The 23,462-nt window shown below is 53.5% G+C and carries 21 protein-coding genes and 1 pseudogene; 18 read left to right on the plus strand and 4 right to left on the minus strand.

The window, feature by feature from the left end:
* Both JRF57_11515 and JRF57_11520 read right to left on the minus strand, forming a co-directional pair.
* Window positions 1–205: FAD-binding protein (locus JRF57_11515; protein MBW2304327.1), on the minus strand; the 205-nt coding region annotated here is incomplete at its 3' end.
* Window positions 206–276: 71 nt separating this feature from the next.
* Window positions 277–957, minus strand: coding sequence for a GntR family transcriptional regulator (locus JRF57_11520; protein ID MBW2304328.1), 681 nt, complete (start codon window positions 955–957; stop codon window positions 277–279).
* A gap of 245 nt (window positions 958–1,202) precedes the next feature.
* On the opposite strand from JRF57_11520, the gene JRF57_11525 reads away from it, so the two are divergent.
* A complete protein-coding gene (locus JRF57_11525) occupies window positions 1,203–1,379 on the plus strand; it encodes a helix-turn-helix domain-containing protein (protein MBW2304329.1) in 177 nt (58 codons plus the stop codon).
* A 109-nt stretch (window positions 1,380–1,488) separates the two neighbouring features.
* Here JRF57_11525 and JRF57_11530 read toward each other — a convergent pair.
* Together JRF57_11530 and JRF57_11535 are read right to left on the minus strand one after the other, a co-directional pair.
* Window positions 1,489–2,165, minus strand: a pseudogene (locus JRF57_11530) (hypothetical protein).
* 558 nt (window positions 2,166–2,723) lie between these two features.
* Entirely contained in the window at window positions 2,724–2,912 is a 189-nt protein-coding gene (locus JRF57_11535) for a hypothetical protein (protein ID MBW2304330.1), read from the minus strand.
* A gap of 137 nt (window positions 2,913–3,049) precedes the next feature.
* Here JRF57_11535 and JRF57_11540 point away from each other — a divergent pair, with 137 nt between their 5' ends.
* From JRF57_11540 to JRF57_11620, 17 genes are all read left to right on the plus strand, one after another.
* On the plus strand, window positions 3,050–4,036 hold the full coding sequence (locus JRF57_11540; protein MBW2304331.1) for a D-cysteine desulfhydrase family protein: 987 nt from the start codon (window positions 3,050–3,052) through the stop codon (window positions 4,034–4,036).
* A 21-nt stretch (window positions 4,037–4,057) separates the two neighbouring features.
* On the plus strand, window positions 4,058–5,218 hold the full coding sequence (alr, locus tag JRF57_11545) for an alanine racemase (GenBank protein ID MBW2304332.1): 1,161 nt from the start codon (window positions 4,058–4,060) through the stop codon (window positions 5,216–5,218).
* An 868-nt stretch (window positions 5,219–6,086) separates the two neighbouring features.
* On the plus strand, window positions 6,087–6,986 hold the full coding sequence (locus JRF57_11550) for a DUF4438 domain-containing protein (GenBank protein ID MBW2304333.1): 900 nt from the start codon (window positions 6,087–6,089) through the stop codon (window positions 6,984–6,986).
* A gap of 658 nt (window positions 6,987–7,644) precedes the next feature.
* Window positions 7,645–8,259 (plus strand): TetR/AcrR family transcriptional regulator, encoded by a 615-nt coding sequence (locus JRF57_11555; GenBank protein ID MBW2304334.1) that lies wholly within the window; start codon window positions 7,645–7,647, stop codon window positions 8,257–8,259.
* Window positions 8,256–10,382 carry a SulP family inorganic anion transporter gene (locus JRF57_11560; protein MBW2304335.1) on the plus strand — a complete coding sequence of 709 codons (2,127 nt, stop codon included), beginning with the start codon at window positions 8,256–8,258 and terminating at the stop codon, window positions 10,380–10,382. The genes JRF57_11555 and JRF57_11560 overlap by 4 nt, the downstream gene beginning before the upstream one ends.
* A 30-nt stretch (window positions 10,383–10,412) precedes the next feature.
* Window positions 10,413–11,648, plus strand: a complete 1,236-nt coding sequence (locus tag JRF57_11565) for a response regulator (protein ID MBW2304336.1) — start codon at window positions 10,413–10,415, stop codon at window positions 11,646–11,648.
* A 33-nt stretch (window positions 11,649–11,681) separates the two neighbouring features.
* Window positions 11,682–13,406, plus strand: coding sequence for a two-component sensor histidine kinase (locus JRF57_11570; protein MBW2304337.1), 1,725 nt, complete (start codon window positions 11,682–11,684; stop codon window positions 13,404–13,406).
* A 7-nt stretch (window positions 13,407–13,413) separates the two neighbouring features.
* Window positions 13,414–13,776 carry a response regulator gene (locus JRF57_11575; GenBank protein MBW2304338.1) on the plus strand — a complete coding sequence of 121 codons (363 nt, stop codon included), beginning with the start codon at window positions 13,414–13,416 and terminating at the stop codon, window positions 13,774–13,776.
* Between the two features lie 134 nt (window positions 13,777–13,910).
* A complete protein-coding gene (locus tag JRF57_11580; protein ID MBW2304339.1) occupies window positions 13,911–14,576 on the plus strand; it encodes a histidine kinase in 666 nt (221 codons plus the stop codon).
* Window positions 14,577–14,612: 36 nt separating this feature from the next.
* Window positions 14,613–15,041 (plus strand): response regulator, encoded by a 429-nt coding sequence (locus JRF57_11585; GenBank protein MBW2304340.1) that lies wholly within the window; start codon window positions 14,613–14,615, stop codon window positions 15,039–15,041.
* A 128-nt stretch (window positions 15,042–15,169) separates the two neighbouring features.
* Window positions 15,170–16,540, plus strand: a complete 1,371-nt coding sequence (locus JRF57_11590; protein ID MBW2304341.1) for a sigma-54-dependent Fis family transcriptional regulator — start codon at window positions 15,170–15,172, stop codon at window positions 16,538–16,540.
* A 235-nt stretch (window positions 16,541–16,775) separates the two neighbouring features.
* On the plus strand, window positions 16,776–17,249 hold the full coding sequence (locus tag JRF57_11595) for a universal stress protein (GenBank protein MBW2304342.1): 474 nt from the start codon (window positions 16,776–16,778) through the stop codon (window positions 17,247–17,249).
* Window positions 17,250–17,273: 24 nt separating this feature from the next.
* Window positions 17,274–19,085 carry an SLC13 family permease gene (locus JRF57_11600; protein MBW2304343.1) on the plus strand — a complete coding sequence of 604 codons (1,812 nt, stop codon included), beginning with the start codon at window positions 17,274–17,276 and terminating at the stop codon, window positions 19,083–19,085.
* A 27-nt stretch (window positions 19,086–19,112) separates the two neighbouring features.
* Complete coding sequence (locus tag JRF57_11605) at window positions 19,113–19,925, plus strand: cytidylate kinase-like family protein (protein MBW2304344.1); 813 nt, start codon at window positions 19,113–19,115, stop codon at window positions 19,923–19,925.
* A 48-nt stretch (window positions 19,926–19,973) separates the two neighbouring features.
* Window positions 19,974–20,798, plus strand: coding sequence for a cytidylate kinase-like family protein (locus JRF57_11610; GenBank protein ID MBW2304345.1), 825 nt, complete (start codon window positions 19,974–19,976; stop codon window positions 20,796–20,798).
* A gap of 59 nt (window positions 20,799–20,857) precedes the next feature.
* Window positions 20,858–21,274, plus strand: coding sequence for a response regulator (locus tag JRF57_11615; GenBank protein MBW2304346.1), 417 nt, complete (start codon window positions 20,858–20,860; stop codon window positions 21,272–21,274).
* Between the two features lie 21 nt (window positions 21,275–21,295).
* The gene (locus JRF57_11620) at window positions 21,296–22,876 is read left to right on the plus strand and encodes a HAMP domain-containing histidine kinase (protein ID MBW2304347.1); all 1,581 of its coding nucleotides are present in this window, start codon (window positions 21,296–21,298) and stop codon (window positions 22,874–22,876) included.
* The last annotated feature ends 586 nt before the right edge of the window (window positions 22,877–23,462 follow it).

Raw genomic sequence — 23,462 nt, forward strand, 5'->3', positions numbered from 1 at the left:
AGAGGTCCATGTCCTGACCATGATATTCTGGGATATACGCCCAAAAATGGTCGTTTCCGGCTCGACCTGACCCGCTGTATTTGACATTTCCCTTTTCGGCAACCACTACTCTTGCCCCAAGTTCAGCAGCTCTGATAGCACCCATCAAACCGGCAATCCCTCCCCCTACACACAATACGTCCGTTTCAACTCTTTCGGTTTTCATGTTGAACTCCCCTAACCCCGGTTCAATCATTTTGTTTTTTTGTTCAACTCTGCTCGCTTTTCACTTCGAATTCATCTACTTACCCATTTCTTATCAGATACTTCAAAGATCCTAACAAAGGCCTCTCTGACATTTTTTACGTGTCTACGGGCCAAATGTTCAGCCTGTGTCTCGTCACGGTTTTTTATGGCATAGAGGATATCCAGATGTTCATTTACGGATCCTTCCGCATAAAACGATCTGATTTGCCGATCGTGATGGAAGGACTTAGTATTCATCAACAATGTCATGATAAATTTTGTGATGGATTTGTTTTCATAGCTATCAGCAAGCATCTTGTGAAAATTGTAATTCAGACGTTCAAATTCATTCATATCCATTTCCTCTCCGTCTGAGCGGAGTTTTTCGAATTCTTCTATCATCTTTGAAACGATTTTTTCATCTGTGCATCGAGCCGCTATTCTTCCAGCCAGACCCTCCAAAACCTCTCTGACTTCGTAAGCCTCCAGGCATTCCTCCATACTCGATAGTTTAATCTGAACCCCCTGGGATGGAGCATCTTCAAGTAAATATTCTTCTTTGAGCCTGATAAAAGCCTTCTTGACAGTCGTTCGGCTAACCCCAAGTGTTTTAGCCATTTTTTCTTCAGTCAAACGCACGTTAGGCTTTAATTCACCGGAAAGGATCAAATCTTTAATTGCTTCATAAGCACGTTGTTCAAGGGTTTTGAAATTTCGCTTTAGATCTATCACTATTTCACCTCCAACTGGTCTTTATAGGTAAAATGTATTTCATTAGAATCCTGGATTCAGGATTTTGAATCCTGAATCCAGGATTCTGTTTAAGTTAATTATGGTAATTTGTCAAGTGCAAAATTATTCGTGTCGATAGCGAATGATATGTCCGCTTTTGGGGATTTTGGGTAAGAGAGTTTGCTCAGGAGGTACAAATGAGCGAAAGATTTTATCCATAATCTGCCAGGAGGCGGGAGATGAGGGTGCAGGAGGTTCTTTTAAAGGCGATTGCCGGTGAAATCAAATGGATTCAGGCGGCGGGCATTATGGGTGTGACACCGCGGACGGTTCGGAGGAAGCGTGAAGTTTTTCTGAAATATGGCATTGATGGTCTTTTGGATATGCAGACATGCAGGCCATCACGGCGGCGGATTCAGTAGCGTTTGTCAAGTCGGGTAGGAAAGGGGGATCGCTCTCCCCCTCCCCCCACAGGTCCGGACGTGCGCAATTTACCCATCCGGCTCCTCATAGTATGGCCTTGCTGCATGGTTAGGAGATTGAAAGCCTCGGTGTCGGGAATGGGTACCTCTCCAGTAGGCGGGCGAAGCGCTCCCAGTTCAACCCCGTCGTTGCGAGCGACGGTTGAGCCACTTGTGCCACCTGCGCCGGACCTCTTGGTAAAAGCGGGCTACTGCCGAGGAATTCCCTCGGATATAGTAGTACTGCGCGTGCTCTCTTAACTTGAAGACCAGTACACGGTGCTGCTCCTTGACTGGGAAATGCCGGTGGGTGCGGCACCATTGCCCAACCCGCTTCAAGGCCCGGGTAAAGCGATCCTTGGCGGTCTTGCGCTTTACAACCCAGATACCCTTGCGGGACCTAACCCAGTAATGCGTAAACCCCAAGAAGTCAAAGGTTCCGGATCGACCCGCCCTGTTGTTGCCAGGGCCTGGCCGAGTGAACCTGATCAGACTCGTCTTCTCAGGATGTAGCCTCAAGGCAAAGCGCTCAAACCGTTTCGGGAGTACCGCCATGACCCTGTCTGCATCTGCCTTGCAGTAACACACGATCACTGCGTCGTCAGCGCACCTAATCAGGTACGCCTCCTCGGAAAGCCGCGGTTTCATCTCTCCTGCAAACCACTTATCCAACACCTCATGGAGATAGATATTCATCAAAATCGGTGAAATCACTCCCCCTTATGGTGTGCCGGCCTCGGGGTGCATCACCGCCCCTGCTTCAACGGTATTACTTGGTGCTCCGACTTCCTGTCACCCCTCTCCTCAGGCTTCGTTGCCTTCGCCTTCAGATACCGCCTTCGGTGCCTATTTCTTTCGCTCTCATGATGGCACAGGCACTTCCCATCATAAGCCAGGGCTTGATCTCCGGGTTCCCCACCCCGGTACTCTCATCAGCTGAGATGACAGGACCTCCTCTCCGAGCTGTAGGCTCTCCAAGCCGGAAGCCAGGTTCCTGGAGGACCCCACTGCCTGCATGCCCCGCTCTTTGACCCCGACGGAACCCCGCCACCCTTGCTGCCAAGTGGCCAGAATGTCGCCTTCCGCTCACCACACGGCGTCGGCTTCCGCAACTATATCTCTCGAGGCTCAATCACGCGGCCTACAGACTCCCTGTGTACGCTTCACAGACTGGGTTACCCCAACACTGTGCAACACTCGGTTCCAGCTGCCAGCACGCTTGGCCGGACAGGATTGGTTACCCGTTGGGTCCCAATAAGAAGTTTCAGCAATATTAATCGCATCCCTTCCTTCCAGGCTTGGCATCTATTCTATGTACCTCATAAATTCGTCCTCTGCATATTGTTGAAGCATCACCCTCACGAAAGCTCTGACCGCCAGCTCAATGTGAGCAAGAAAATCACCAAGATTTTCAAACTGATAACCATCTTCATCCAGTTCATCTGTAAATGCAACTTGATCAATAACCTCTTGCTCTGCTATCCTCTTTTCCATAGGGCTTCTCCTTCCTCTCATCGGTCCCTTCCAGGACCTTTGGTTTTGTTCTATGGGAAGGTTAAGCCCTTGAATTTTCAGGTGCAAAAAATTTTACACGATTTTTGAAACACTACCCCCAAAAGAGAGAAGGGACCATGAAAATAGAAAATTTGCCTCGATTCCATCTGGCGGACATGAATACACCACTTGAAGAAATGAAAAGGATGAGAGCCAAGCTGGGCGGGCCTAAATTGTTCATCAAACGTGATGATCTCATCGGGCTGGCTATGGGTGGCAACAAAATCCGGAAACTCGAATTCCTGATAGGCGATGCATTGTCCAAAGGAGCCGATACTCTGATCACCGCCGGCGGCATACAATCCAACCATTGCCGGTTGACTGCAGCTGCCGCCGTAAAGGCGGGGTTGGCATGTGAACTGGTTATTTCCGGTGAACCGCCTGAACTGCCTGACGGAAATTTGCTGTTGGACAGGCTCTTTGGGGCTAATGTCAACTGGTGTACCCGCGAGCAGCGAGACGCGGAAATGGAGGCGGTTGCCGATAGACTCCGCGCTGAGGGACGCAGACCTTACGTGATTCCCGTTGGAGGCTCCAACAATGTGGGAACCGTAGGTTATGTTCTGGCAATGGGGGAATTGGTGCAACAATTGAGGCAGCACGAACTGAGGGTGGATTACGTGGTGGTTGCCAGCAGTTCCGGAGGAACGCAAGCCGGTTTGATGCTGGGCGCAGAGATTTTCGGGTTTAAAGGTAAGATTCTGGGAATCAGCATCGATCAGGTGAAAACGGGCAAAGCGGCTTTTCCTCCAGTGTTGGCCCATATTGCCAATACAACGGCGGACAGGCTTGGGACAGACATCAAACTCAGAGAGCAGGATTTTATGCTCAATTGCGATTATCTTGGCGCCGGATATGCCGTCCCCGGGGATCTTGAAAGAGAAGCCATTGAAACGACCAGTCGGACGGAAGGCATTTTGCTGGGTCCGGTTTACACTGGTCGTGCCATGGGCGGCATGTTTGATATCATTCGCAAAGGATTTTTTCAGCCCGAAGAGACAGTGGTTTTTTGGCATACCGGCGGGACACCTGAATTATTTGCTTATAATCATGAATTTATATGAGGCCGGTGAGGAAAGGCATATATGCAACAAGTTGTTTTCAGCAGCAGAACCGAACTAAAGCGTCACACCGACATGATATCCGGGCCTTGGGTGGAAGTGGATCTGGATGCGATCGCCCATAACTACCGGCAGATCCAAAACATATGTAACGTTCCGTTGATGCCGGTTATCAAGGGTAATGCTTATGGTCACGGACATATCGAAGTCGGCCGCTTTCTGGAGAAAATCGGCGCACACAGCCTCTGTGTGGGTTATTTGAGAGAAGCGGTGGCGCTTCGCGAGGCCGGAATCACCTGCCCGATTCTGAATCTCGGTCCTTTTTCACCCAAAGAAGCTGAAACCATAATCACCCAAAATATCTCTCAATCCGTATTTACAGATCATGTTGATCACCTGGATCAGACTGCAGGGCGACTGGGGAAAGTGGCACGTGTCCATATCAAAATTGACACAGGCCTGGGTCGTGTGGGAGTACCTTATGATTCGGCTCAGGACTATATAAGACACGTTGCCGGGCTCTCTAAGATACGGATAGAAGGTGTGTTCACGACCCTGACAGAGGATCAATCCTTTGATCACGAACAACTTCGGCGATTCAATACCATTGTCGAATCGGCAGCAGATCAAAGCATTGACCTTGGGCTGCGGCATGCCGCCTCCAGCGCGGCAATCCTGGAGTACCCTGAATCCCATTTGGATCTGGTCCGCCCGGGTATTACGATATTCGGTCATTATCCATCCACAAAGGAGTTCAGGAAACGCCGGATCGAATTAAAACCGGCCCTCTCACTCAAAGCACGGGTATCCTGTGTCAAAATATTAAAGAAAGGGGATGCAGTAGCCTATCATCGTATTTATCGGGCCGAGGAGGATCAGTTGATGATCACCGGCGCCATAGGTTATCCGGACGGGTATCCTTCTCACATTGCAAACAAGGCGCAGTGCATAATCCGCGGTCGCCCCTATCCACTCGTAGCAACCGTCACTGCAAACAATATATATATCCAAGGAAATGTTGACGCGGAAGTAGCCGTGGGGGATGAAATACTCCTGATGGGCGGCGGACGGAATGGACCGGTCTCGGTTGAATCCCTTGCGGAGATTTCGGAACTGTCTGAGTATAAACTATTGGCCGGACTCAACCCTTTGCTACACCGCTTCTATTACTCAACCCAACTATAAGGTCAAATATTTCGAATTTACAAAATATCCAGTTTGCTAACCAGTCCCCCAAATTTCCTTCTAACAGGGTATTGAAAAACTACTGCGCTTGCTGCGTTTTTCAAAGGTCTCTTTATCATCACCTGATAAGGAAGGAAATTATTAAAGCAAAAATGCTCATGGAAACAATGATCAATGCAGCCGTCAAGAACTGGTCTTTCCTCAAAAATTTGATCTTTCCCTAAAAACGTGGACATACCGTACGGCACGCCCGGCGACACAGCAGCTAGGGTTGAACGGGATCTTGGCATCGACAAAAAGGAAACCCGGCTTCGCTCAGGAGCTACGCCGTGGCAGTGTTCTCGCCTCTCTGCCGCCAGGCAGTGAAGACCCGCACAGGTATTCGGGTTTATAGTCGAGCATCGGGCGCTTTGGAGCGTTCAGGAAATGTGCCCGGGTATTGTCGCTGTCTCGCAGCGGTTTTTACAGTTGGCTCAAGCGGTGTGAAAGCAAGAGGCAAACCCAAAACAGGCGTCTTGATGCCAGGATAAAATCTATTTAAATGAGAGCTTCAGGATCACGAAAGAGCTTTGCGGTGGGGGGAATGGAAGGTGGAATTTACACTAGTGTCCATTCATAAATAGACAATTTTTTCAAGGTCAAGGAAGGCGAAGATTTCAACCATCCCGCTTTAGAATGCCAAGCGGCAGAGGCACCATACATTGAAGTATTTCGAGGATTAAAATCTGAGCCTGACCTGTCTGCCGTGCCTGCCTGCCCCTTGGAATGGCAGATAGGTCCGGCACAGGCAGGCGCAGAGATTGGGGAAAATTATGGATGGGCACTACACTAATTTGACAAACACTACTAAGGCCATAAGGACAATATTATGCTGAGAACCAACGAAAATAAAATTGTTGAATTCCTTTTAGAATGCAAACCGGGCCCGCCAAGAATCAGACCCGGCTGGAAAGTCAGTCACCAAGGAAAGCCATTTATTCTGCCTAGCATTGGAGGAATTACATTGAACGTTCAGGTGGGTGATTCTGCTTTCGGACTTGCCGGAGATCATATTGAACCAGGCGCGAGCTGTACTGCCAACGCGGAAAAATTCATGGATTTTCCCAACGACTCTCTTCAGCTTTATTCTTGTGTGGGCAATGAAGCCTTCCTGGTTTCAGGAGAGGCAAAGGGTTCGAAAGGTACTGTCATAGGACTTCATGGAGGCTCAGAACATATCATCATTGACTTTGACCTGCCGGTTCTGAAAAAAATGACATATGATGATAAAATAATGGTAAAAGCAAGAGGACAAGGTCTTGAACTGACAGATTACCCTGGTATCAGGCTGTTCAACCTTGATCCCTCACTCCTTAAAAAAATGAAAATCAAAGAAACCGGTAAGGGAACTCTTCAGGTGCCCGTTACAACTCTGGTTCCGGCCAGGTGCATGGGATCTGGTGTTGGAGCCGCCCATGTTGCAGCAGGAGATTATGATGTGATGACAAGTGATCCTGAAACAGTGAAGGAATACAGACTTGATAAAATAAGATTAGGTGATTTTGTTGCCCTGATGGATCATGACAATTCCTATGGCAGAGCTTATAAAAAAGGTGCTGTCAGTATTGGAATTGTGGTTCATTCTGACTGTCTGCTTGCAGGACACGGCCCGGGTGTTTCTACCCTAATGACATGTTCTGAACCTCTTATTGAACCGGTGATTGATCCGAAGGCAAATATTGCGGATATTTTGAAAATAGGCAGAAAACGAAAAAAATCCGGAAAATAAAAATACTTAACTAGAACGACATAAGGATACGACATTTTTTTCTAGCTAGTGTCCATCCATAAATGGCCAACCGCAATCTGAGACCTTTGAAAAACGCTCCTTTTTGCCCAATCTTCGCCTTCGCTATGGCTACGGCGTGACAAGTCCGCCAATCAGCGGCGGACAGGCTGCGTCTGGTTCAGATTTTAATGTCCCGGTCAGGGAATGGGAGAATCTTGGGCTTTCCATCCGAAAACTTTAGTTGGATCGTTTTTTTAGTAAGGTTCAAGGATTCAAGGGGCCCAGGGTTCGAGTGAGAAACCGGGATTTAAAGAAAGATGTTTTTCACTTGACCCCTTGGCCCTTAAGCTTACGGTTTCAGCCGATAGTAGTTTAATCCTCGAAATACTTCATATATGGATGTCCGTCCCGCTTGGCTTTTTAAGCGGGGCGGTTGAAATTTTCGCCTTCCCCTCCGGGGCGTAGGCCTTACGGACCGGAGGTCTGACCTTCCCCGATTTTTCTCATTCATGGATGGACACTAATTGACGACCTCGCTGAAATCGATTCTCCGGTAAGATCAGAAAACAGAAAAATTTTTCTTGACGGGGCGACGAATGAGAAGGTATTGAAAACTGACTGAGCGCTCAGTTGAATATTAACCGGTGCCCGATATCCAATGTCAAAACTCTCCAGAAAAAAAGACATCCTTGAAGCGGCCACCCTCCTGTTTTCCCGCAAAGGGTTCAGGGAGACCTCCATGTCAGATCTTTGCAGGATGACCGGAGTGGCCGAGGGCACCATATTTTACCACTTCAAGAGCAAGGAAGAGCTTTTCATCTCGGTCTTGGAAAGGCTGAAGCAGGATATCCTGGACGAGTTCCAACGATACATGGAAGAGAACCGGTTCCGAACCGGGCTGGACATGGTGCTGGGGGTGGCGCGCTTGTATCTGCATCTTGCCGGGCTTATGCAAGACCGTTTCCTCATCCTGCATCGCCATTACCCATACGAGCTTGCCGAGGTGAACCCGGTGTGCCGGGGACACCTCGAGGAAATCTATAAATGTTTCCTGGACATCTTCGAAAAGGCCATTCGCAAAGGAAAGGAGGATGGTTCCATCGGAGATGTCTGTGCGGGAAAGACCGCTTGGATCCTTTTTTCGATGGTGGACGGTTTGGTGCGATTCGACACTTACAACCTCTACGAGGCAGGTTCCCTTTACCGCGAATTGATCGAATCCTGTCGCAGGATATTGAAGAACGAAAAATCCAGGAGCGGAAGCAGCCCATGATCACACGAATATTCCCTTTTCTCGGTTGGTTTAAGGATTACGGACTTGACTCCTTCAGGCTGGACGCCCTTTCGGGCCTGACAGTAGCACTGGTACTGATCCCACAATCAATGGCCTACGCCCAGCTGGCCGGACTCCCACCCTATTACGGCCTCTATGCCTCATTCCTGCCGCCCATGGTCGCGGCCCTTTTCGGCTCAAGCCTCCAGTTGGCCACAGGTCCCGTGGCCGTTGTTTCCTTGATGACTTCGGCATCCCTTGCCCCCATCGCCACCCAGGGGAGTGCAGGATACATAACCTATGCCATCCTCCTGGCCCTCATGGTAGGCCTGTTTCAGTTCACCCTTGGCCTCCTGAGGCTGGGACTCGTGGTGAACTTCCTTTCCCATCCGGTGGTCAACGGCTTCACCAATGCGGCGGCCCTTATCATCGCGTCCAGCCAGTTCTCCAAGTTGTTCGGAGTGCACGTGGACAATGCCGAGCATCACTACGAGACCATTTTCAATGTTTTCCGGGAGGCCCTCCATTACACCCATTGGCCCACCCTTATCATGGGGATTTCGGCCTTTGTCATCATGTACGGACTGAAAAGGATCGCCCCCAAGATCCCCAACGTACTCGTGGCGGTGGTGGTGACCACCGTGATCTCCTGGGCCACCGGTTTCGAGCATAACCGCGTGGTGGATATTTCGAGCCTCGAATTCCCCCAGGCCAGGGGAATGATCAAGGCCTTCAATGACAAACTGGATGATCTCGATACCTTTGCTGAGCAGCGGACCGAGATCAGCAAGGCCCTGGATGAGGCCTCCAAACACCATGACATGGTGGAGGTGCTCAACACAGAGCACGCTCTCACAGTTATTACCTTCAACATCGGGAGGCTCAATTCCGAGATCCGATCCTTGAGGGCGGCCTTAAGAAGAATGCTTTTTCACGGAGTGGAACAGCCCGACGGCTCGATCAAGTTTTATCCCAAGGGCCAATTGCCGGCCGGGGTAAAGGGAGACGGGCGCATCTGGCACCTAAAGGTGGGCAACAAACCCCTCAACCCCGACAAGCTGCTCATGATCGGAGGGGGGGAAGTGGTGGGCGTGATCCCGAAGGGCCTTCCCTCCTTCTCGTTGCCCGAGATCGATCCCAAAGCGATGGCCCATCTCCTTCCCTTTGCCGCGATCATTTCACTCCTGGGATTCATGGAGGCCATCTCTATTGCAAAGGCAATGGCCGCAAAGACCGGACAACGGCTCGATCCCAACCAGGAACTGATCGGCCAGGGATTGGCGAATATCCTGGGATCCGTCGCCAAAAGCTATCCCACCTCCGGTTCCTTTTCCCGTTCCGCCGTCAATCTCCAATCAGGGGCCGTCACGGGTCTTTCCAGCGTGTTTACGAGTCTCGCCGTGGTCATCGTGCTTTTCTTTTTTACTCCCCTCCTGTATCATCTACCCCAGGCGGTACTGGCCTCGGTCATCATGATGGCGGTGATAGGACTTGTGAACGTCTCCGGGTTCATCCACGCCTGGGAGGCCAAGTGGTATGACGGGGCAATTTCCATCATCACCTTCATCGCCACTCTCGCCTTCGCCCCGCACCTGGATAAGGGGATCATGGTCGGCGTGGTTTTATCGCTGCTCGTCTTTCTTTACAAGAGCATGAGACCCACGGTGGCCACACTGGCCAGGTACGAGGACCAGTCCTTGCGGGATTGCGCCACCTTCGGGTTAAAGGAATGTGAATACATTTCCATGATACGTTTCGACGGCCCCCTCTTTTTCGCCAATGCCAGCTATCTGGAAGACGAAATCACGGAACGGATGCGGTTGAGGCCTAATCTGAAACATATCATCCTTGTCTCCAACGGCATTAATGATATCGATGCATCCGGAGAGGAAACCCTGTCACTCCTGGTGGACAGGGTGCGGAGCGCCGGACTGGACATTTCCATGAGCGGCGTGAATGAGACCGTCCTGACGGTGCTCCGGCGAACCCACTTCATAGAAAGGATAGGTGAAGATCATATCTACCCGACCATGGAGAAGGCCATCAACGGAATCTACGCCGACACCCACAGGGACAGTCAGGAAGAAGTCTGTCCGCTCATGACGGTTTGTCGCATCGAATAGCCATTACTTAAAGCAGGAAGGGAAAAACAGATGTCTACGCTAACCATTTTCAGCGGCACCTTTTGCGGGGGAGAATCCGTGGTAAAGGAGGTCCTCGCACGTTTGAACTGCAGGCTCGTTCGGGACGAGGACATCGTCGCCGTGGCGAGCAAGGCCTCCGGTATTCCAGAGGCCAAGATGATGAAGGCTTTTTCCTCGAAAACCTCGGTGTTCAACAGATTCACCCATGAAAAGGAACGCTCCATCGCTTACCTTCGGCTGGCCGTGGCCGAGGGGCTGGCCGATGACAACCTGCTGATAACCGGATTCACGAGCCACCTCATCCCAAGGGAGGTGAGCCACGTTCTACGGGTGTGCCTCATCGCGGATATGAAATCCAGGATCTCTACCGCCGTGAAGGAGCACCGGATGACGGAAAAGGAAGCGATGAAGCTCATCCGAAAACAGGACGAGGATCGGGCTGTCTGGGTCCATGCCTTGCTTAACAAGAACGATCCTTGGGATTCCTCCCTTTACGATATCGTCATCCCGACGGACAAAACCGGTCCCGATGACGCCGCGGCCCTGATCGAACAAAACGCCGCCGCGGAGGCAGTCAGGCCCACCACCTCTTCCCGAAGAGCGGCGGAGGATTTCCTGCTTGCCGCCAGGGTGGACGTCGCCCTGGCCAACGAAGGGCACAATGTGCCCGTCGAGGCCCGGGAGGGATCGGTCACGCTCACCATCAACAAGCACGTATTGATGCTGAGCCGTGTGAAAGAGGAACTTCGGGAGATTGCGACCAAGGTGCCGGGGGTCAAGTCCGTCGAGACCAAGGTGGGAAAAGATTTCTACCAGGCGGACGTCTACCGCAAGTTCAATTTCGAATTGCCTTCCAAGGTCCTGCTGGTGGATGACGAGCGCGAATTCGTCCAGACCCTTTCAGAGCGGCTGATCATGCGCGACATGGGCTCGGCGGTCGCTTATGACGGGGAGTCCGCCCTCAACATGGTGAACGAGGACGAACCGGATGTCATGATCCTCGATCTCAAGATGCCGGGGATCGACGGCATCGAGGTCCTCCGCCAGGTGAAGGAGAGCCACCCGGAAATCGAGGTCATCATTCTTACGGGTCACGGTTCCGAGGCGGACAGGGATGTCTGCATGAAGTTGGGGGCCTTCGCCTATTTACAGAAACCAGTGGATATCGACGTGTTGAGCGAGACCCTCAAGAAGGCTTACGAACGGATCCGTCTTCAGAGGGAGACCCGCCGCCAGGGAGCTTAAAGTTCCGTTCCAGCGAGAGGGCAAAGATGCATCATGAGATTTCTCAGGCCAAAATTCTGGGACCATGAGGATGTCGCGGCGGGGCCCTATAAACATCTCTTCAATTTCCGCCGGATCTGGAAACTGGCCGTACTGCTCACAGCGGGCGTCGCGTTGCTGCCCCTGGCTTTTCTCGCCGCCGTGGACTACAAGGTCACCCAAAAGTCGGTTGAATCCGAGATTCTCTTGAGAACCTCCCGCCTTGTATCCAATACCCGGCGCACCATTTCCTTTTTTCTCGCCGAGAGAAAGAGTGCCCTGGATTTCATCGTCCGGGATAATTCCTTAGAGGCGTTGAACGAACCCGGACGGCTCGCCACCATCCTCGACAACCTGAGGGAGGCCTTCGGAGGGGGGTTTACCGACCTAGGGGTGATAGACCCCCTGGGGTACCAGAGGACCTACGTGGGCCCCTATAAGCTTGAAGGAAAGGATTACAGCGCCCAGGAATGGTACCGGGAGGTCCGGGAGCGTGGCGTTTATATCAGCGACGTCTTTCTCGGGTACCGCAAGGTCCCCCACCTGGTGATAGCGGTAAGATACGCCCTCCCTAACGGGACGAATTACGTCCTCAGGGCCACCCTGGAGATGGAGCGGTTCAACGAGCTGTTATCCAAGCTGGAAATGAGCGGACTGGGTGACGCCTTCGTGATCAATCGTGAGGGCATACTCCAGACCCCCTCCCGTTCCCACGGAGGTGTCCTTGAGCATGTCTCCCTGCCGGTACCGGATTACTCACCTAAGACCGTTGTCTTTGAAGGGAGGTCCCGCGAGGGCCGCCCCCTTATTATCGGCTATGCATATATTGCGGAAACGCCCTTCATACTCATGATCGTAAAGGACAAGGCGGAGCTCATGCAGCCCTGGTACAGATCGAGGCTGGAATTGATCGGGTTCCTTTCCGTCAGCCTGGTGATTATCCTGTGCGTCGTTTTCGGGGTCGCCACCTATCTCGTGAACAAGATCCACGTGGCGGACCAGAAGCGGGTCATGACCCTCCACCAGGTGGAGTACTCCAACAAGATGGCCACGATCGGAAAACTGGCTGCCGGCGTGGCCCATGAGATCAACAATCCCCTCGCCATCATCAACGAAAAGGCCGGGCTGATCAAGGATATCATCAACCTGAGGGAGAAGCCGTGCGACCGGGACGAAAAATTGATAAAGCTCGTGGATTCCGTGATCGTATCAGTGGACCGTTGCGCGGCCATCACCCGGAGACTCCTGAGTTTCATGCGCCGGGAAGATGTGATCGCAAGCGATATCAGATTGGACCAGATCATTCATGAGGTCCTGGGGTTTCTCGGAAAGGAGGCGGAATACCGCTCCATCTCCATCACCGTGGACCAGGAAGACGGCATCCCTCCCATTGAAAGCGACAGGGGAAGGCTGCAGGAGATATTCCTCAACGTGATCAACAATGCTTTTGCAGCCATGGACGACGGCGGCCACCTTGACATCTCGATCAAGCAGGAGGACGAGGACTCGGTTTCTGTCACCATCACGGATGATGGCTGCGGAATCCCCGAATCGGACCTCAAGCGGGTCTTTGAGCCGTTTTTTTCCACCAAGACCAACAGAGGGGGAACAGGTCTCGGCCTCTCCATTACCTCCGGCCTTGTTCAGGAGATCGGGGGCAGCATCGGGGTGAAGAGTAAGCCCGGGGAGGGGACGAGTTTTACGATACGATTGCCCCTCCAAATGAAGAAAAGGAGATAAAACCATGATGCGCGTATTACTGGTGGATGACGAAGAAGAACTGGTCTCCACCATGGCGGAGCGGCTCTCTTTGCGGGGGATAGAAGCGGACTGGGTGACGAGCGGGGAAGAAGCGCTCAAGCGGGCCGAGAGCACATCCTACGATCTGGCCGTCCTTGACGTGAAGATTCCCCGGATGAGCGGGCTTACGTTGAAGACGAAACTCCAGGAACGCAATCCCGAAATGAAATTCATCTTCCTTACCGGCCATGGATCCGAGGACGATTTCAGGGCAGGTACGGCTGAAGCGGGAGAGGGAAATTACCTGGTCAAACCTGTCCACATCGAATCCCTCATCGAGAAGATGAAGGCGGCCCTCGGAGCCGGCTAAGAGAAGTCCGGTATCCGCGGCATTGAACCTTAGCGGCCGGGACCAGGAGGGTTTCCCGGTTCTCGTATAGGAGCCGGGAGACAAGGAGCGGATTTCAAAGGCCCTTTCCCGGGAAAGGACGATGAAAGGATACTATGAATTCGAAATCAAATATAATCGGTGAAGCCGGTCTCCAGTTTTTTGGAAAGATGTCGGCATCCATCTCTCACGAAATCAAGAATGCCCTGGCCATTATAAACGAGAGCGCCGGGCTTCTTCAGGACCTTGCCGCCATGGCGGAAGAAGGTAAGCCCGTCGATCCCCAGAGGCTCAAGACTCATGCAGGTAAGATCGTAAAACAGGTCTGGCGGGCGGACGGTATCGTGAAAAACATGAACACATTCGCCCACAGCGTGGATGAACCCGCAAGGTCCATTGATCTCGGTGACGCTGTCACCCTTTCAGCGGCCCTTTCGAACCGCTTCGCCGCCATGCGGGGAATCGTCCTGGAGGTAAGGCCCCCTGAAAGGCCTGTAATGATCGAAACGAATCCCTTCTTTCTCCAGAACCTTCTCTACCTCTGTCTGGATTTCACCATGAACGCACCCGGCCCTGGAAAAACCGTGGTCCTAAAGACCCGGGAATCGGAGAAGGGCGGGAGGGTTTCTTTTATCCGCCTGGAAGGTATGGCCGGCGAGGTCGAAGGATCTTTTCCTGGGGCCAGAGAGAAGACCTTGCTCGAGTCCCTTGGCGGAGAGATCCACCTTGATGCGGGGACCGGGACCCTGGACCTCATACTCCCGGGGAACCGGGAACATTGATCGAAACACCTTCAACCACAAAAAGGGGGAACTATCATGCCCGAAAAAGTCTTGCTCGTGGACGACGAAGAGGATTTCCTGGATACGCTCGCGGAGCGGATGCGGGACAGGGACATGGACGTGGAAACCACCACTTCGGCCGAGGAGGCATTGAAAAGGGCGGACGAAGAATCCTTTGACGCGGTGGTGCTTGATCTCATGATGCCCGGGATGGACGGTTTGGAAGTCCTCAAGGCCCTCAAGAAACGAAACCCGGATATCCAGGTGATCCTGCTCACGGGTTATGCCAGCCTGGACAAGGGGATCGAGGCCATGAAGCTTGGGGCCATGGATTTCATCGAAAAGCCCGCTGACTTAAAAATTTTGACCGAGAAGATCAAGGAGGCCCACGCCCAGAAGATGATGCTCGTAGAGAAGAAGATCGAAGAAAAGATGAAGAAGATCATCCAGGGAAAGGCCTGGTAGGTCCATGGATCCCTCGTAAGACCCGAAGTGTTCACACTGGAAGGGAAGATTTTTCGGGTAACCGGCCGATCATCCCGGGGACACCCCCTACTCCATGCACAGGGAGAAGAGTTTCCGCTTGTACCCCTATGAATAATTCATCCCGGCAGACAGAGCACCATAAACCCAGGGCCCGTATCCTGGTAATCGATGATGAAGCGGTGGCGCTCAAGCACCTGAGGCGTATCCTGGAAAAGGACGGACACCGGGTTTCCACCTTTTCTAATCCTGTTCGTGCCCTGGAGCGCTTAGAGAAGGCTCCTTACGACCTCATTATCACCGACATCAGGATGCCTTACATGGACGGCCTCGCTCTCCTGAATCGTGCGAAACGCCTCGCACCTGGAATCGAGGTCATCCTTATCACTGGCTATGCAAGCCTGGATGGGGCGGTTGAGGCCACCAGGCAGGGAGCGTACCATTACCTTTCCAAGCCTTTCACCCCGGAGCAGGTCCGAAAGATTGTGGATAAGGCCCTGGGGGAGATTTTTTTGAGGAGAGAGGGAAGTCGTTCGAGTGAAGAAGATCGGCCCTTCATCATCGGTAAGAGTCCCAAGATGGCCCGGGTGGAAGAGGTGATACGGCAGATTGCGCCGACGGATTGCAGCGTATTGATCACCGGGGAATCAGGAACAGGGAAAGAACTCGTGGCCCGTGCGATTCACGCCCGGAGCCCGCGGGCTGGAGGACCTTTCGTGGCCTTCAACTGCGGAGCCCTCAGCGAGGAACTTGTCGCCAACGAACTCTTCGGCCACGAACGAGAGGCCTTCACCGGAGCCACGAGCCGTAAAATCGGACTGCTGGAGGCTGCGAACGGCGGTACGATATTACTGGACGAGATCGGGGAGATGCCTCTTTCAATGCAGGTCAAGCTCCTGCGTGTCTTGCAGGAAAGGGAGGTCCTCCGGGTAGGCGGTACCAAGCCGTCTTCCCTGGATGTCAGGGTCCTGGCCGCTACAGCCAGGGACCTTAAGGCCTCTGTTTCAGAAGGCATTTTCCGCCAAGACCTCTTCTTCCGCCTGAACGTGGTTACCATCGAACTGCCAAGACTTTGCGAACGAAAGGAAGACATTCCCCTCCTTGCCTACCACTGCCTGGCAAGGGCCCAAAGACGAATGAAAAAGACCGTGAAGGCCATCTCAACCGATGCCATGGACCTTCTCAAGGGCTACGCCTTTCCGGGCAACGTCCGGGAACTTGAAAACATCATCGAGCGGGCAGTGGCCGTATGCAAGGGCGAAACCATCCAGGTCCGGGACCTTCCCCCTGACCTTGCAGATCTCGATCTCCACGACTACAGCCGTCCTCCGGGACAATTGATGAGTCTCGAAGATCTGGAACGGGATTACATTCGCCACGTCCTCAAGCTTACAGGCGGTGTCCGTACCAGGGCGGCCGAGATCCTGGGTATCGACAGGGCTTCCCTTTGGAGAAAGATGAAGAAGTATGGTTTGAGCTGATTCGATACAAAATGCAACCTCAGTGATACAAATTGCAACAATCTAATCTTTCCTCTGTAAATACCCCGATTCATCCCCTCACCTAAAGACAGGAGTTGCAAAGTGCAACAAAGCGCTTCCTTGCGCCATCGGCCTTCAACTAGTTTTTTCACGTAATTACAAAGAGATAAACCCATGCGTCTCCCGGCATGGTCCTTGCTGGGTACTGCCTTGTCTAGCATGTCGAGGGCGGCCCATGTTTCAGAGAACCCTGGTTGTTTTTGAAAACGAGAAGGTCTGCACAGAGGCCCTTCGTTATGCCCGGGAGTTGGCGCTCCGCATGGATGCGGAAGTCACTTTCCTGATGTTGGTGGAGATGACCTTTCCGCAACGGGCCTTCCTGGATGTCAAGAGAAACTCCCTGCACCGGCTCGAGGATCGGGTAAGCAAAACGATGAGCGATTTTGCCGCTCAATTTTTACATGACGGAATCCCGGTGAGCGTTGCTCTGCGGGTCGGAGATCCCACCCAGGAGTTCCTGAAGTTCCTGGCCGAAAAACCGCCCTTTCAGGCCGTCATCTGGGGGAGCGGCGAAGACCTTCCGGAAAGCGGAGGATCCCAGCGGACCCACTGGCTGAAAAAACTCGCGGGAACCCTGGAGTGTTCCCTGTTGACGGTTAGCAGGAGACGGAGAGGCCCGGATTACCGGAAAGGGAGAAGGCCGAAATAACGCTTCAAGAGGAAAGGTGTATTCATGCAGTCATTGACGAACGAAATGATCCTGGTCATGGGAATAATCGGATTAGCGGTCTTCCTGTTCGTGGTGGAATGGGTGAGGGTGGACGTGGTGGCTATCCTTATGATGGTGATTTTGCCTCTCCTCCACCTGGTGACCCCCAAGGAGGCCTTCATCGGGTTGAGCAGTAATGCGGTGGTTTCCATCATCGCGGTGATCATCATAGGCGCAGGACTTGACAAGACGGGGATTATCAACAAGCTGGTGGCTCCAATCCTGCGCGTGGCGGGAAGGAGCCAGTCCCGCATCGTAATCGCCATATCTTTGACCGTTGCGGGGATTTCGAGCTTCATGCAGAATATCGGGGCCGCCGCCCTGTTTCTCCCCGCGATCCAACGCATCAGCAAATCCCTGAAGATCCCGATCAGCCGCCTCCTGATGCCCATCGGGTTCAGTGCCATCCTGGGGGGAACCATCACCCTGGTGGGTTCAAGTCCCTTGATCCTGCTCAACGACCTGCTGGAACCATTCAAGCTCAAACCCTTCTCTCTCTTCGATGTAACCCCCGTCGGCCTGTCGCTGGTGGTAAGCGGGATCGTCGTGTTCATTCTCTTCGGGCGTTTCATCCTCCCACAGGGTGAGGAGGAGGAAGAGGAGGAAAACGGCACGAAAACCCAACCTGACAAGGTCCTGGAGGACATGGGCGAACTTTACGAACTCCACACGCCCGAAGATTTCACCTATTACCGCGATCCCGTGCTGGTCAGGGACCTGAGGCGGCGTTACCTGGTCAACGTCGTTGCCATCACCGAGCCGCCTGATTTCAAGGTGGTCTCCCCGGCCCCGGAGGTGGAGGTGCGCTCCAACATCGATCTGGCCGTCTATGGGAGGGAAAAGGATGTCCGGCGGATGGCGGAAGTGGAAGGCATGGTGCTGAAAAAGGAGCTTGAAACCTTCAAGAGTGAGGTGGAAGATTCCCAGTCCGGGGTCGTTGAGGCCGTCGTAGCGCCCAGGTCACCGCTGGCGGGCAAGACCTTGGGACAGGTGAATCTTCAGGACCGTTACCAGGTCACGCCCCTGGCCATTTACCGGCAGGGTGAGATCTACCGGGCGGAGATAAACGACATGCTGCTGCGGGTAGGAGACGCCATTCTCATTCACGGGACCTGGAAACGCCTTCAGCTCCTGCAGGGGGAAGGGAGCCTCCTGTTCACAACCCCCATCGACGTGGAGCTCATGAGACCCGAGAAGGCCGCCTTTGCCGCCTTCTGGCTGGCCCTGGCCCTCACCATGGTGATGTTTTTCAAGATCCAGCTATCCGTGAGCCTTATGACCGGCGCCCTGGGCATGATTCTCACCCGCGTGCTTACGATCGATGAAGCCTACAGGTCAGTGGACTGGCGAACCGTCTTTCTCCTCGGTGGGCTTATACCCCTCGGGATCGCCACCGAGAAGACAGGGACGGCGGCCTGGATCGCCCATACGGTCCTGGGGGCCATCGGCACGGTTAAACCCATCGTACTGCTCACGGTCATCGGGGTGCTCTCCACGGTTTTCACCCTGGTAATTTCAAACGTTGGGGCGACCGTCCTTCTGGTGCCCCTGGTGGTGAACATGGCCATGGCCGCTCATACGGATCCCAGGATGGCGGCTCTGGTGGTGGGCCTGGCCACGAGCAATTCCTTCATCCTTCCCACTCACCAGGTCAATGCCCTCTACATGGGACCCGGCCGGTATCGAAGCGTGGATTTCATGAAGGCGGGAAGCGTGGTGAGCGTGGTGTTTCTCGTGGTCATGATCGGAACGATTGCTGTCTTTTACGGCCTGTAAGTTGTCAGGCTCAGAGGAGGAAAAGCAATGGCAATTATTACCATATCCCGGGGATCCTTCAGCAAGGGCCAGGAAGTGGCTGAGAAGGTCGCGGCGCGGCTGGGTTATACTTGCATCAGCCGTGAAGTGCTCCTGGATGCAAGCGACCACTTCAAGATCGATGAAATCAAGTTGATCAGGGCCATTCATGATGCTCCCTCCATCCTGAAGCGATTCAGCCGGGACAAACGCACTTACATCGCCTATATCCAGTGCGCATTGACGCAACGGGTTAAGGGTGACGGGGTGGTTTACCACGGGCTGGCGGGTCACCTGTTGCTCAAGGGCGTTCCCCATGTCCTCAAGGTCCGGGTCATCGCAAATCTCGAGGACCGGGTGGCCAGTGAGATGGCCCGGGAAGGCGTGAGCAAGGAGGAGGCGCGGAGTCTCATCCTGAAGGATGATGAGGAGCGCCGCAAGTGGACCAAGAGCCTTTACGGGGTGGACCCGTGGGACAGCAACCTCTATGACCTGGTGGTTCATATCGACAGGCTCACTGTGGAGGATGCCGTGGATTTCATATGCCAGGCCGCACAGCGGGAAGCGTTCAATCCCACGCCCGAATCCCAGCAGAAGATGGACGATCTGGCCCTTTCGTGCCTTATCAAGGCGGAACTGGTGGAACACTTTCCCGACGTGGCTGTCACCAGCGAGTACGGCAATGTCCTCGTTTACGCAAAGGGAGGAGACCGCCAGCTCCAGAAACTCAGGAAAAAGACCAGGGAACTGCGTCAGCACATCGAGGGGATCAATAACCTTGAGGTGCATGCCGAGACGACTCCACCGCCGAATGCAGTATGAGGGGAGGGGTCCCGGAAAACCGAAATCACCCGTAAGTGAGGAAAAGCCATGTCCGTGATCATCGTCTCTTCGGATTCTTACAGGAAAGGCCGCGAGGTGGCCGAAAAGACGGCCGAGGCCTTGGGATACGAATACCTGGACCGGGAACTCCTCAAGGCCGTGGCGGCCTCCCATGATCTCCCGGAAGATCGACTGGAAAAAGCCCTGAGGGAATCCCCCTCCCTTTTCGGGATCTCCTCAAAAAATCACGCCCGTTACCTGGCCTATATCGAGGCGGCCGTGCTTTCAGAGCTTTCCCGGGACAGGGTGGTTTGCCACGGCCTGGCCGCCCACCTCTACGTCCTCGGCGTCTCCCATGTGCTCAAGATTCGAATCCTCGCGGACCCTGAGGAGTGGGTTAAGCTGACCGCCTCTGAGAAGGGTGTGCCGCCGGAGAAGGCCGCCCGGTTGAACAAGCGCGAGGAGGCCCTTCAGAAGCGCTGGTCGCTGGGTGTCTATGGTATTGATGAGACCGATCCCTCCCTTTACGATATGGTTATAAGCCTGAGCCAGATCGATGCGGACGAGGCCGTAAAGACCATCGTGGAGACCGTGTCTTATCGAAGGTTCAAACCCATGACCTATTCCATCAAGTGCATGAAGGATCGGGAACTGGCCAGCCGTGTTCGCTCCGCCTTGCTGGAACGTTTCACGGATGTTAAGGTGCGGGCGGATGGTACCACGGTGGTGGTGGAAACCAAGGCCCTGAAAAGGGAAAAGAGAAAGAAGGCGGAGGCCATCAAGGAACTGGCCGGGGGGATTCCGGGGGTCGACTATGTGGAAGTCCATGTCATCAACGACATTTTTCGGCAGGCGGCCGAAAGCTTCCGCTAGGCCTGAACGGCCCCGGGAGACGGCTCCCGCGGCATCAACTGAAGAAAGGGGAAATCATCATGTCTGAAGAAGGTCTGGATGTCCTGCTTGTTGATGACGAGGCCATCGTGGGCAAGAGACTCAAACCGGCCCTAACCAAGATCGGTTGCCGGGTGGAGGTCTTTGAGGACCCGAGGGAGGCCCTGGAGCGTATCCATCAAAAGACCTTTGATATCGTGGTCACCGATATCAGGATGGATGAGATCGACGGGATGCAGATCCTGGAAGAGGTTCGGGAAAAATCGCCCCGGACCAAGGTGATCATGATCACGGGTTACGCCATGATGGCCGTTGCGAGGGAGGCCATGGAAAAGGGCGCCTTCGACTTCATCTCCAAGCCTTTCAAGCCCGATGATTTGCGAAAGGTGATTGCGAGGGCCGCGGAGGCCCTTGGCTCTCCCCTGGATTTCGGGTTCGCGGAAACAAAGGCTTCCTAGAGGAGGAGATCAGGAGACGGAATGAACCCAAAGGAATCATCATCTGCTCCCGAAGCACAGGAAGAGCAGGGAGCTTTGGGAGACCGCTACGAGCGCATCAAGGCCGCTGAACAAGCCCGAAAAGCACTCCTGGCCCGAAGGCACTATAGCCTTCGCCTCCAGATCTACCTGGGGTTCTTCCTTGTCTTGCTGTTTGCAGCGGGGATCGCCACGGCCCTGGTATTGACCATGTACCAGGTGGAAGACAAACTTCGCTTTCTGGAGATCGTCAACGACTTCATGATCGAGATCCAGCAGGCCAGGCGGTTTGAGAAAAATTACTTCCTTTACGGCACGAATTTGAGCGATGCCCTGGAAAACGTTTACAAGGCCCGGGAAATTTCCAACAGGAATGCGGAGGAATTGAATGCCATCCTGGGAAAGAGAAGCATGTCCCCCATTTTCCCTAATCTCGAACAGTACGAGAGCCTTCTCGAAGAACTAGTGGCGCTGAAACGGGAGGACCAGCCCGGCCCGAGGCATGCCCGCAGAAAGAAGGAAATCGAGGTGGCCCTGAGAAAACACGGCCAGAAACTCGTCTCCGTCGCCCAGGACCTTATTGCCAGAGAGAAGGCAGCCCTTTCAAAGACCATTCTCCGATCCAGAAACGTCCACATTTACGCCCTTTTCTTCCTGCTCATCTTCATGGCCGCCAACGCCTACCTCCTGGGGAGCCGCATCCTGGGAAACATCAACCGGTTCATGAAATACGCCAGCCGTATCGCCGCCGGTGATTTTTCTCCCATTACACCCGCCCGCAGCTTCAGGGATGAATTCACTGATTTGGCCCTGGCCATCAACCAGATGCTCCTGGAGTTGGAGCGGCGGGAGGCCGTACTCATCCAGTCCCATAAAATGCGGGCTGTGGGCACCTTGACGGCCGGCGTGGCCCATGAATTGAACAACCCCTTGAACAATATAACCCTCACCGCCCACATGCTCCTGGAGGATTATGAAACCCTTACGGACGAAGAGCGCAAGGAAATGGTCGAGGACGTAGTGAAGGAAGCGGACCGCTCAAGGGACATCATCAGCAACCTGCTGGATTTCGCCCGGGAGAGCGGGGCCCAGGTAGAAACCCTGGATCTGAAGGAACTCCTAGAGGACACCATCGCGCTCGCTTCCAACCAGATCAAGCTTTCGGGGATCAAGATCGAGTTCAAGGCCACCGATCATCTCCCCCGGATCCATGGAGACAGTCAACAACTCAGGCAGGTGTTCCTGAACCTCATCCTGAATGCCATTGATGCGTCTGAAAAGGGAGGAAAGATCCAGGTCCTCGCCCTTCCCGCGGACGAGCCGAACTACGTGGCCGTGAAGGTCATCGATTTCGGAAAAGGTATACCGGAGTATGTCCTGGGATCCATCTTCGATCCTTTTTTTACCACCAAGGCCAAAGGCAAGGGAACGGGTCTGGGCCTGAGTGTGTCCCAGGGCATCATCGCGAAGCACGGCGGCAAGATCCGGGTGCACAGCAGGGAGGGAATGGGGGCCACCTTTACGGTCACATTGCCGGTGACCACCCTGCCGGCTGAAATGCCCGGAAATGAGCGTACGGCTTAAGAATCCACACTTGAATATTTCTTTTTTTCTCTCCTCTTACCGTTCCCCGATGGAACCCCACGGGTAAACCCGTGGTCCCCCAAAATACCCGTCTTCGCATTCGGCTACGCGGCGGCTATCCGCCTTAGGCTTTGGGCGACATCACGCCGTAGTACAACAATTGTTTGCACATTCATCCACTGGCAAGCCCGTGGTCTTCTGCGAAGGCGGATAAACCGCCCCGGTTGCAGGTATCGGCGGATTCGGGGAGCCTTTTCTCAAACAATTCCACCCTGACATGAACGCCCTTTGTCTATCCCCTGGCAACTACACACAACACATATCCTGAACAAAAAATGCAGCGCTGATCGTATTTATTGTTAAAAGAGTCGGTCGAGCTCGGCCTGCCCAAAGAATACGAAAGTTGTGTAAGCAAGAGACCTTTCAAAGAGACACTTTTGAATCCATTGAGGTGATATGAAAACATGGATACTATACAGAGCGTCTTAAATAATTGCGCATAATCGTTGAAGTTGGTGATTTGGTTTTTGCCAGCATCTAAATTGATCAAAAACAGTTTCAACGAGATCTTCCAGTCGTGAGAAAT

It is taken from the genome of Deltaproteobacteria bacterium (assembly GCA_019310525.1).
Taxonomy (GTDB): Bacteria; Desulfobacterota; DSM-4660; order Desulfatiglandales; family HGW-15; genus JAFDEE01.

Excerpts from the sequence above, each read along its gene's own strand:
- JRF57_11585 (MBW2304340.1), top strand. The coding sequence starts at position 14,613 with ATGCCCGAAAAAGTCTTGCTCGTGGACGACGAAGAGGATTTCCTGGAT.
- JRF57_11590 (MBW2304341.1), top strand. The coding sequence starts at position 15,170 with ATGAATAATTCATCCCGGCAGACAGAGCACCATAAACCCAGGGCCCGT.
- JRF57_11605 (MBW2304344.1), top strand. The coding sequence starts at position 19,113 with ATGGCAATTATTACCATATCCCGGGGATCCTTCAGCAAGGGCCAGGAA.
- JRF57_11620 (MBW2304347.1), top strand. The coding sequence starts at position 21,296 with ATGAACCCAAAGGAATCATCATCTGCTCCCGAAGCACAGGAAGAGCAG.
- JRF57_11615 (MBW2304346.1), top strand. The coding sequence starts at position 20,858 with ATGTCTGAAGAAGGTCTGGATGTCCTGCTTGTTGATGACGAGGCCATC.
- JRF57_11595 (MBW2304342.1), top strand. The coding sequence starts at position 16,776 with ATGTTTCAGAGAACCCTGGTTGTTTTTGAAAACGAGAAGGTCTGCACA.
- JRF57_11570 (MBW2304337.1), top strand. The coding sequence starts at position 11,682 with ATGAGATTTCTCAGGCCAAAATTCTGGGACCATGAGGATGTCGCGGCG.
- JRF57_11580 (MBW2304339.1), top strand. The coding sequence starts at position 13,911 with ATGAATTCGAAATCAAATATAATCGGTGAAGCCGGTCTCCAGTTTTTT.
- alr (MBW2304332.1), top strand. The coding sequence starts at position 4,058 with ATGCAACAAGTTGTTTTCAGCAGCAGAACCGAACTAAAGCGTCACACC.
- JRF57_11565 (MBW2304336.1), top strand. The coding sequence starts at position 10,413 with ATGTCTACGCTAACCATTTTCAGCGGCACCTTTTGCGGGGGAGAATCC.
- JRF57_11550 (MBW2304333.1), top strand. The coding sequence starts at position 6,087 with ATGCTGAGAACCAACGAAAATAAAATTGTTGAATTCCTTTTAGAATGC.
- JRF57_11535 (MBW2304330.1), bottom strand. The coding sequence starts at position 2,912 with ATGGAAAAGAGGATAGCAGAGCAAGAGGTTATTGATCAAGTTGCATTT.
- JRF57_11540 (MBW2304331.1), top strand. The coding sequence starts at position 3,050 with ATGAAAATAGAAAATTTGCCTCGATTCCATCTGGCGGACATGAATACA.
- JRF57_11610 (MBW2304345.1), top strand. The coding sequence starts at position 19,974 with ATGTCCGTGATCATCGTCTCTTCGGATTCTTACAGGAAAGGCCGCGAG.
- JRF57_11555 (MBW2304334.1), top strand. The coding sequence starts at position 7,645 with ATGTCAAAACTCTCCAGAAAAAAAGACATCCTTGAAGCGGCCACCCTC.
- JRF57_11575 (MBW2304338.1), top strand. The coding sequence starts at position 13,414 with ATGCGCGTATTACTGGTGGATGACGAAGAAGAACTGGTCTCCACCATG.
- JRF57_11600 (MBW2304343.1), top strand. The coding sequence starts at position 17,274 with ATGCAGTCATTGACGAACGAAATGATCCTGGTCATGGGAATAATCGGA.
- JRF57_11560 (MBW2304335.1), top strand. The coding sequence starts at position 8,256 with ATGATCACACGAATATTCCCTTTTCTCGGTTGGTTTAAGGATTACGGA.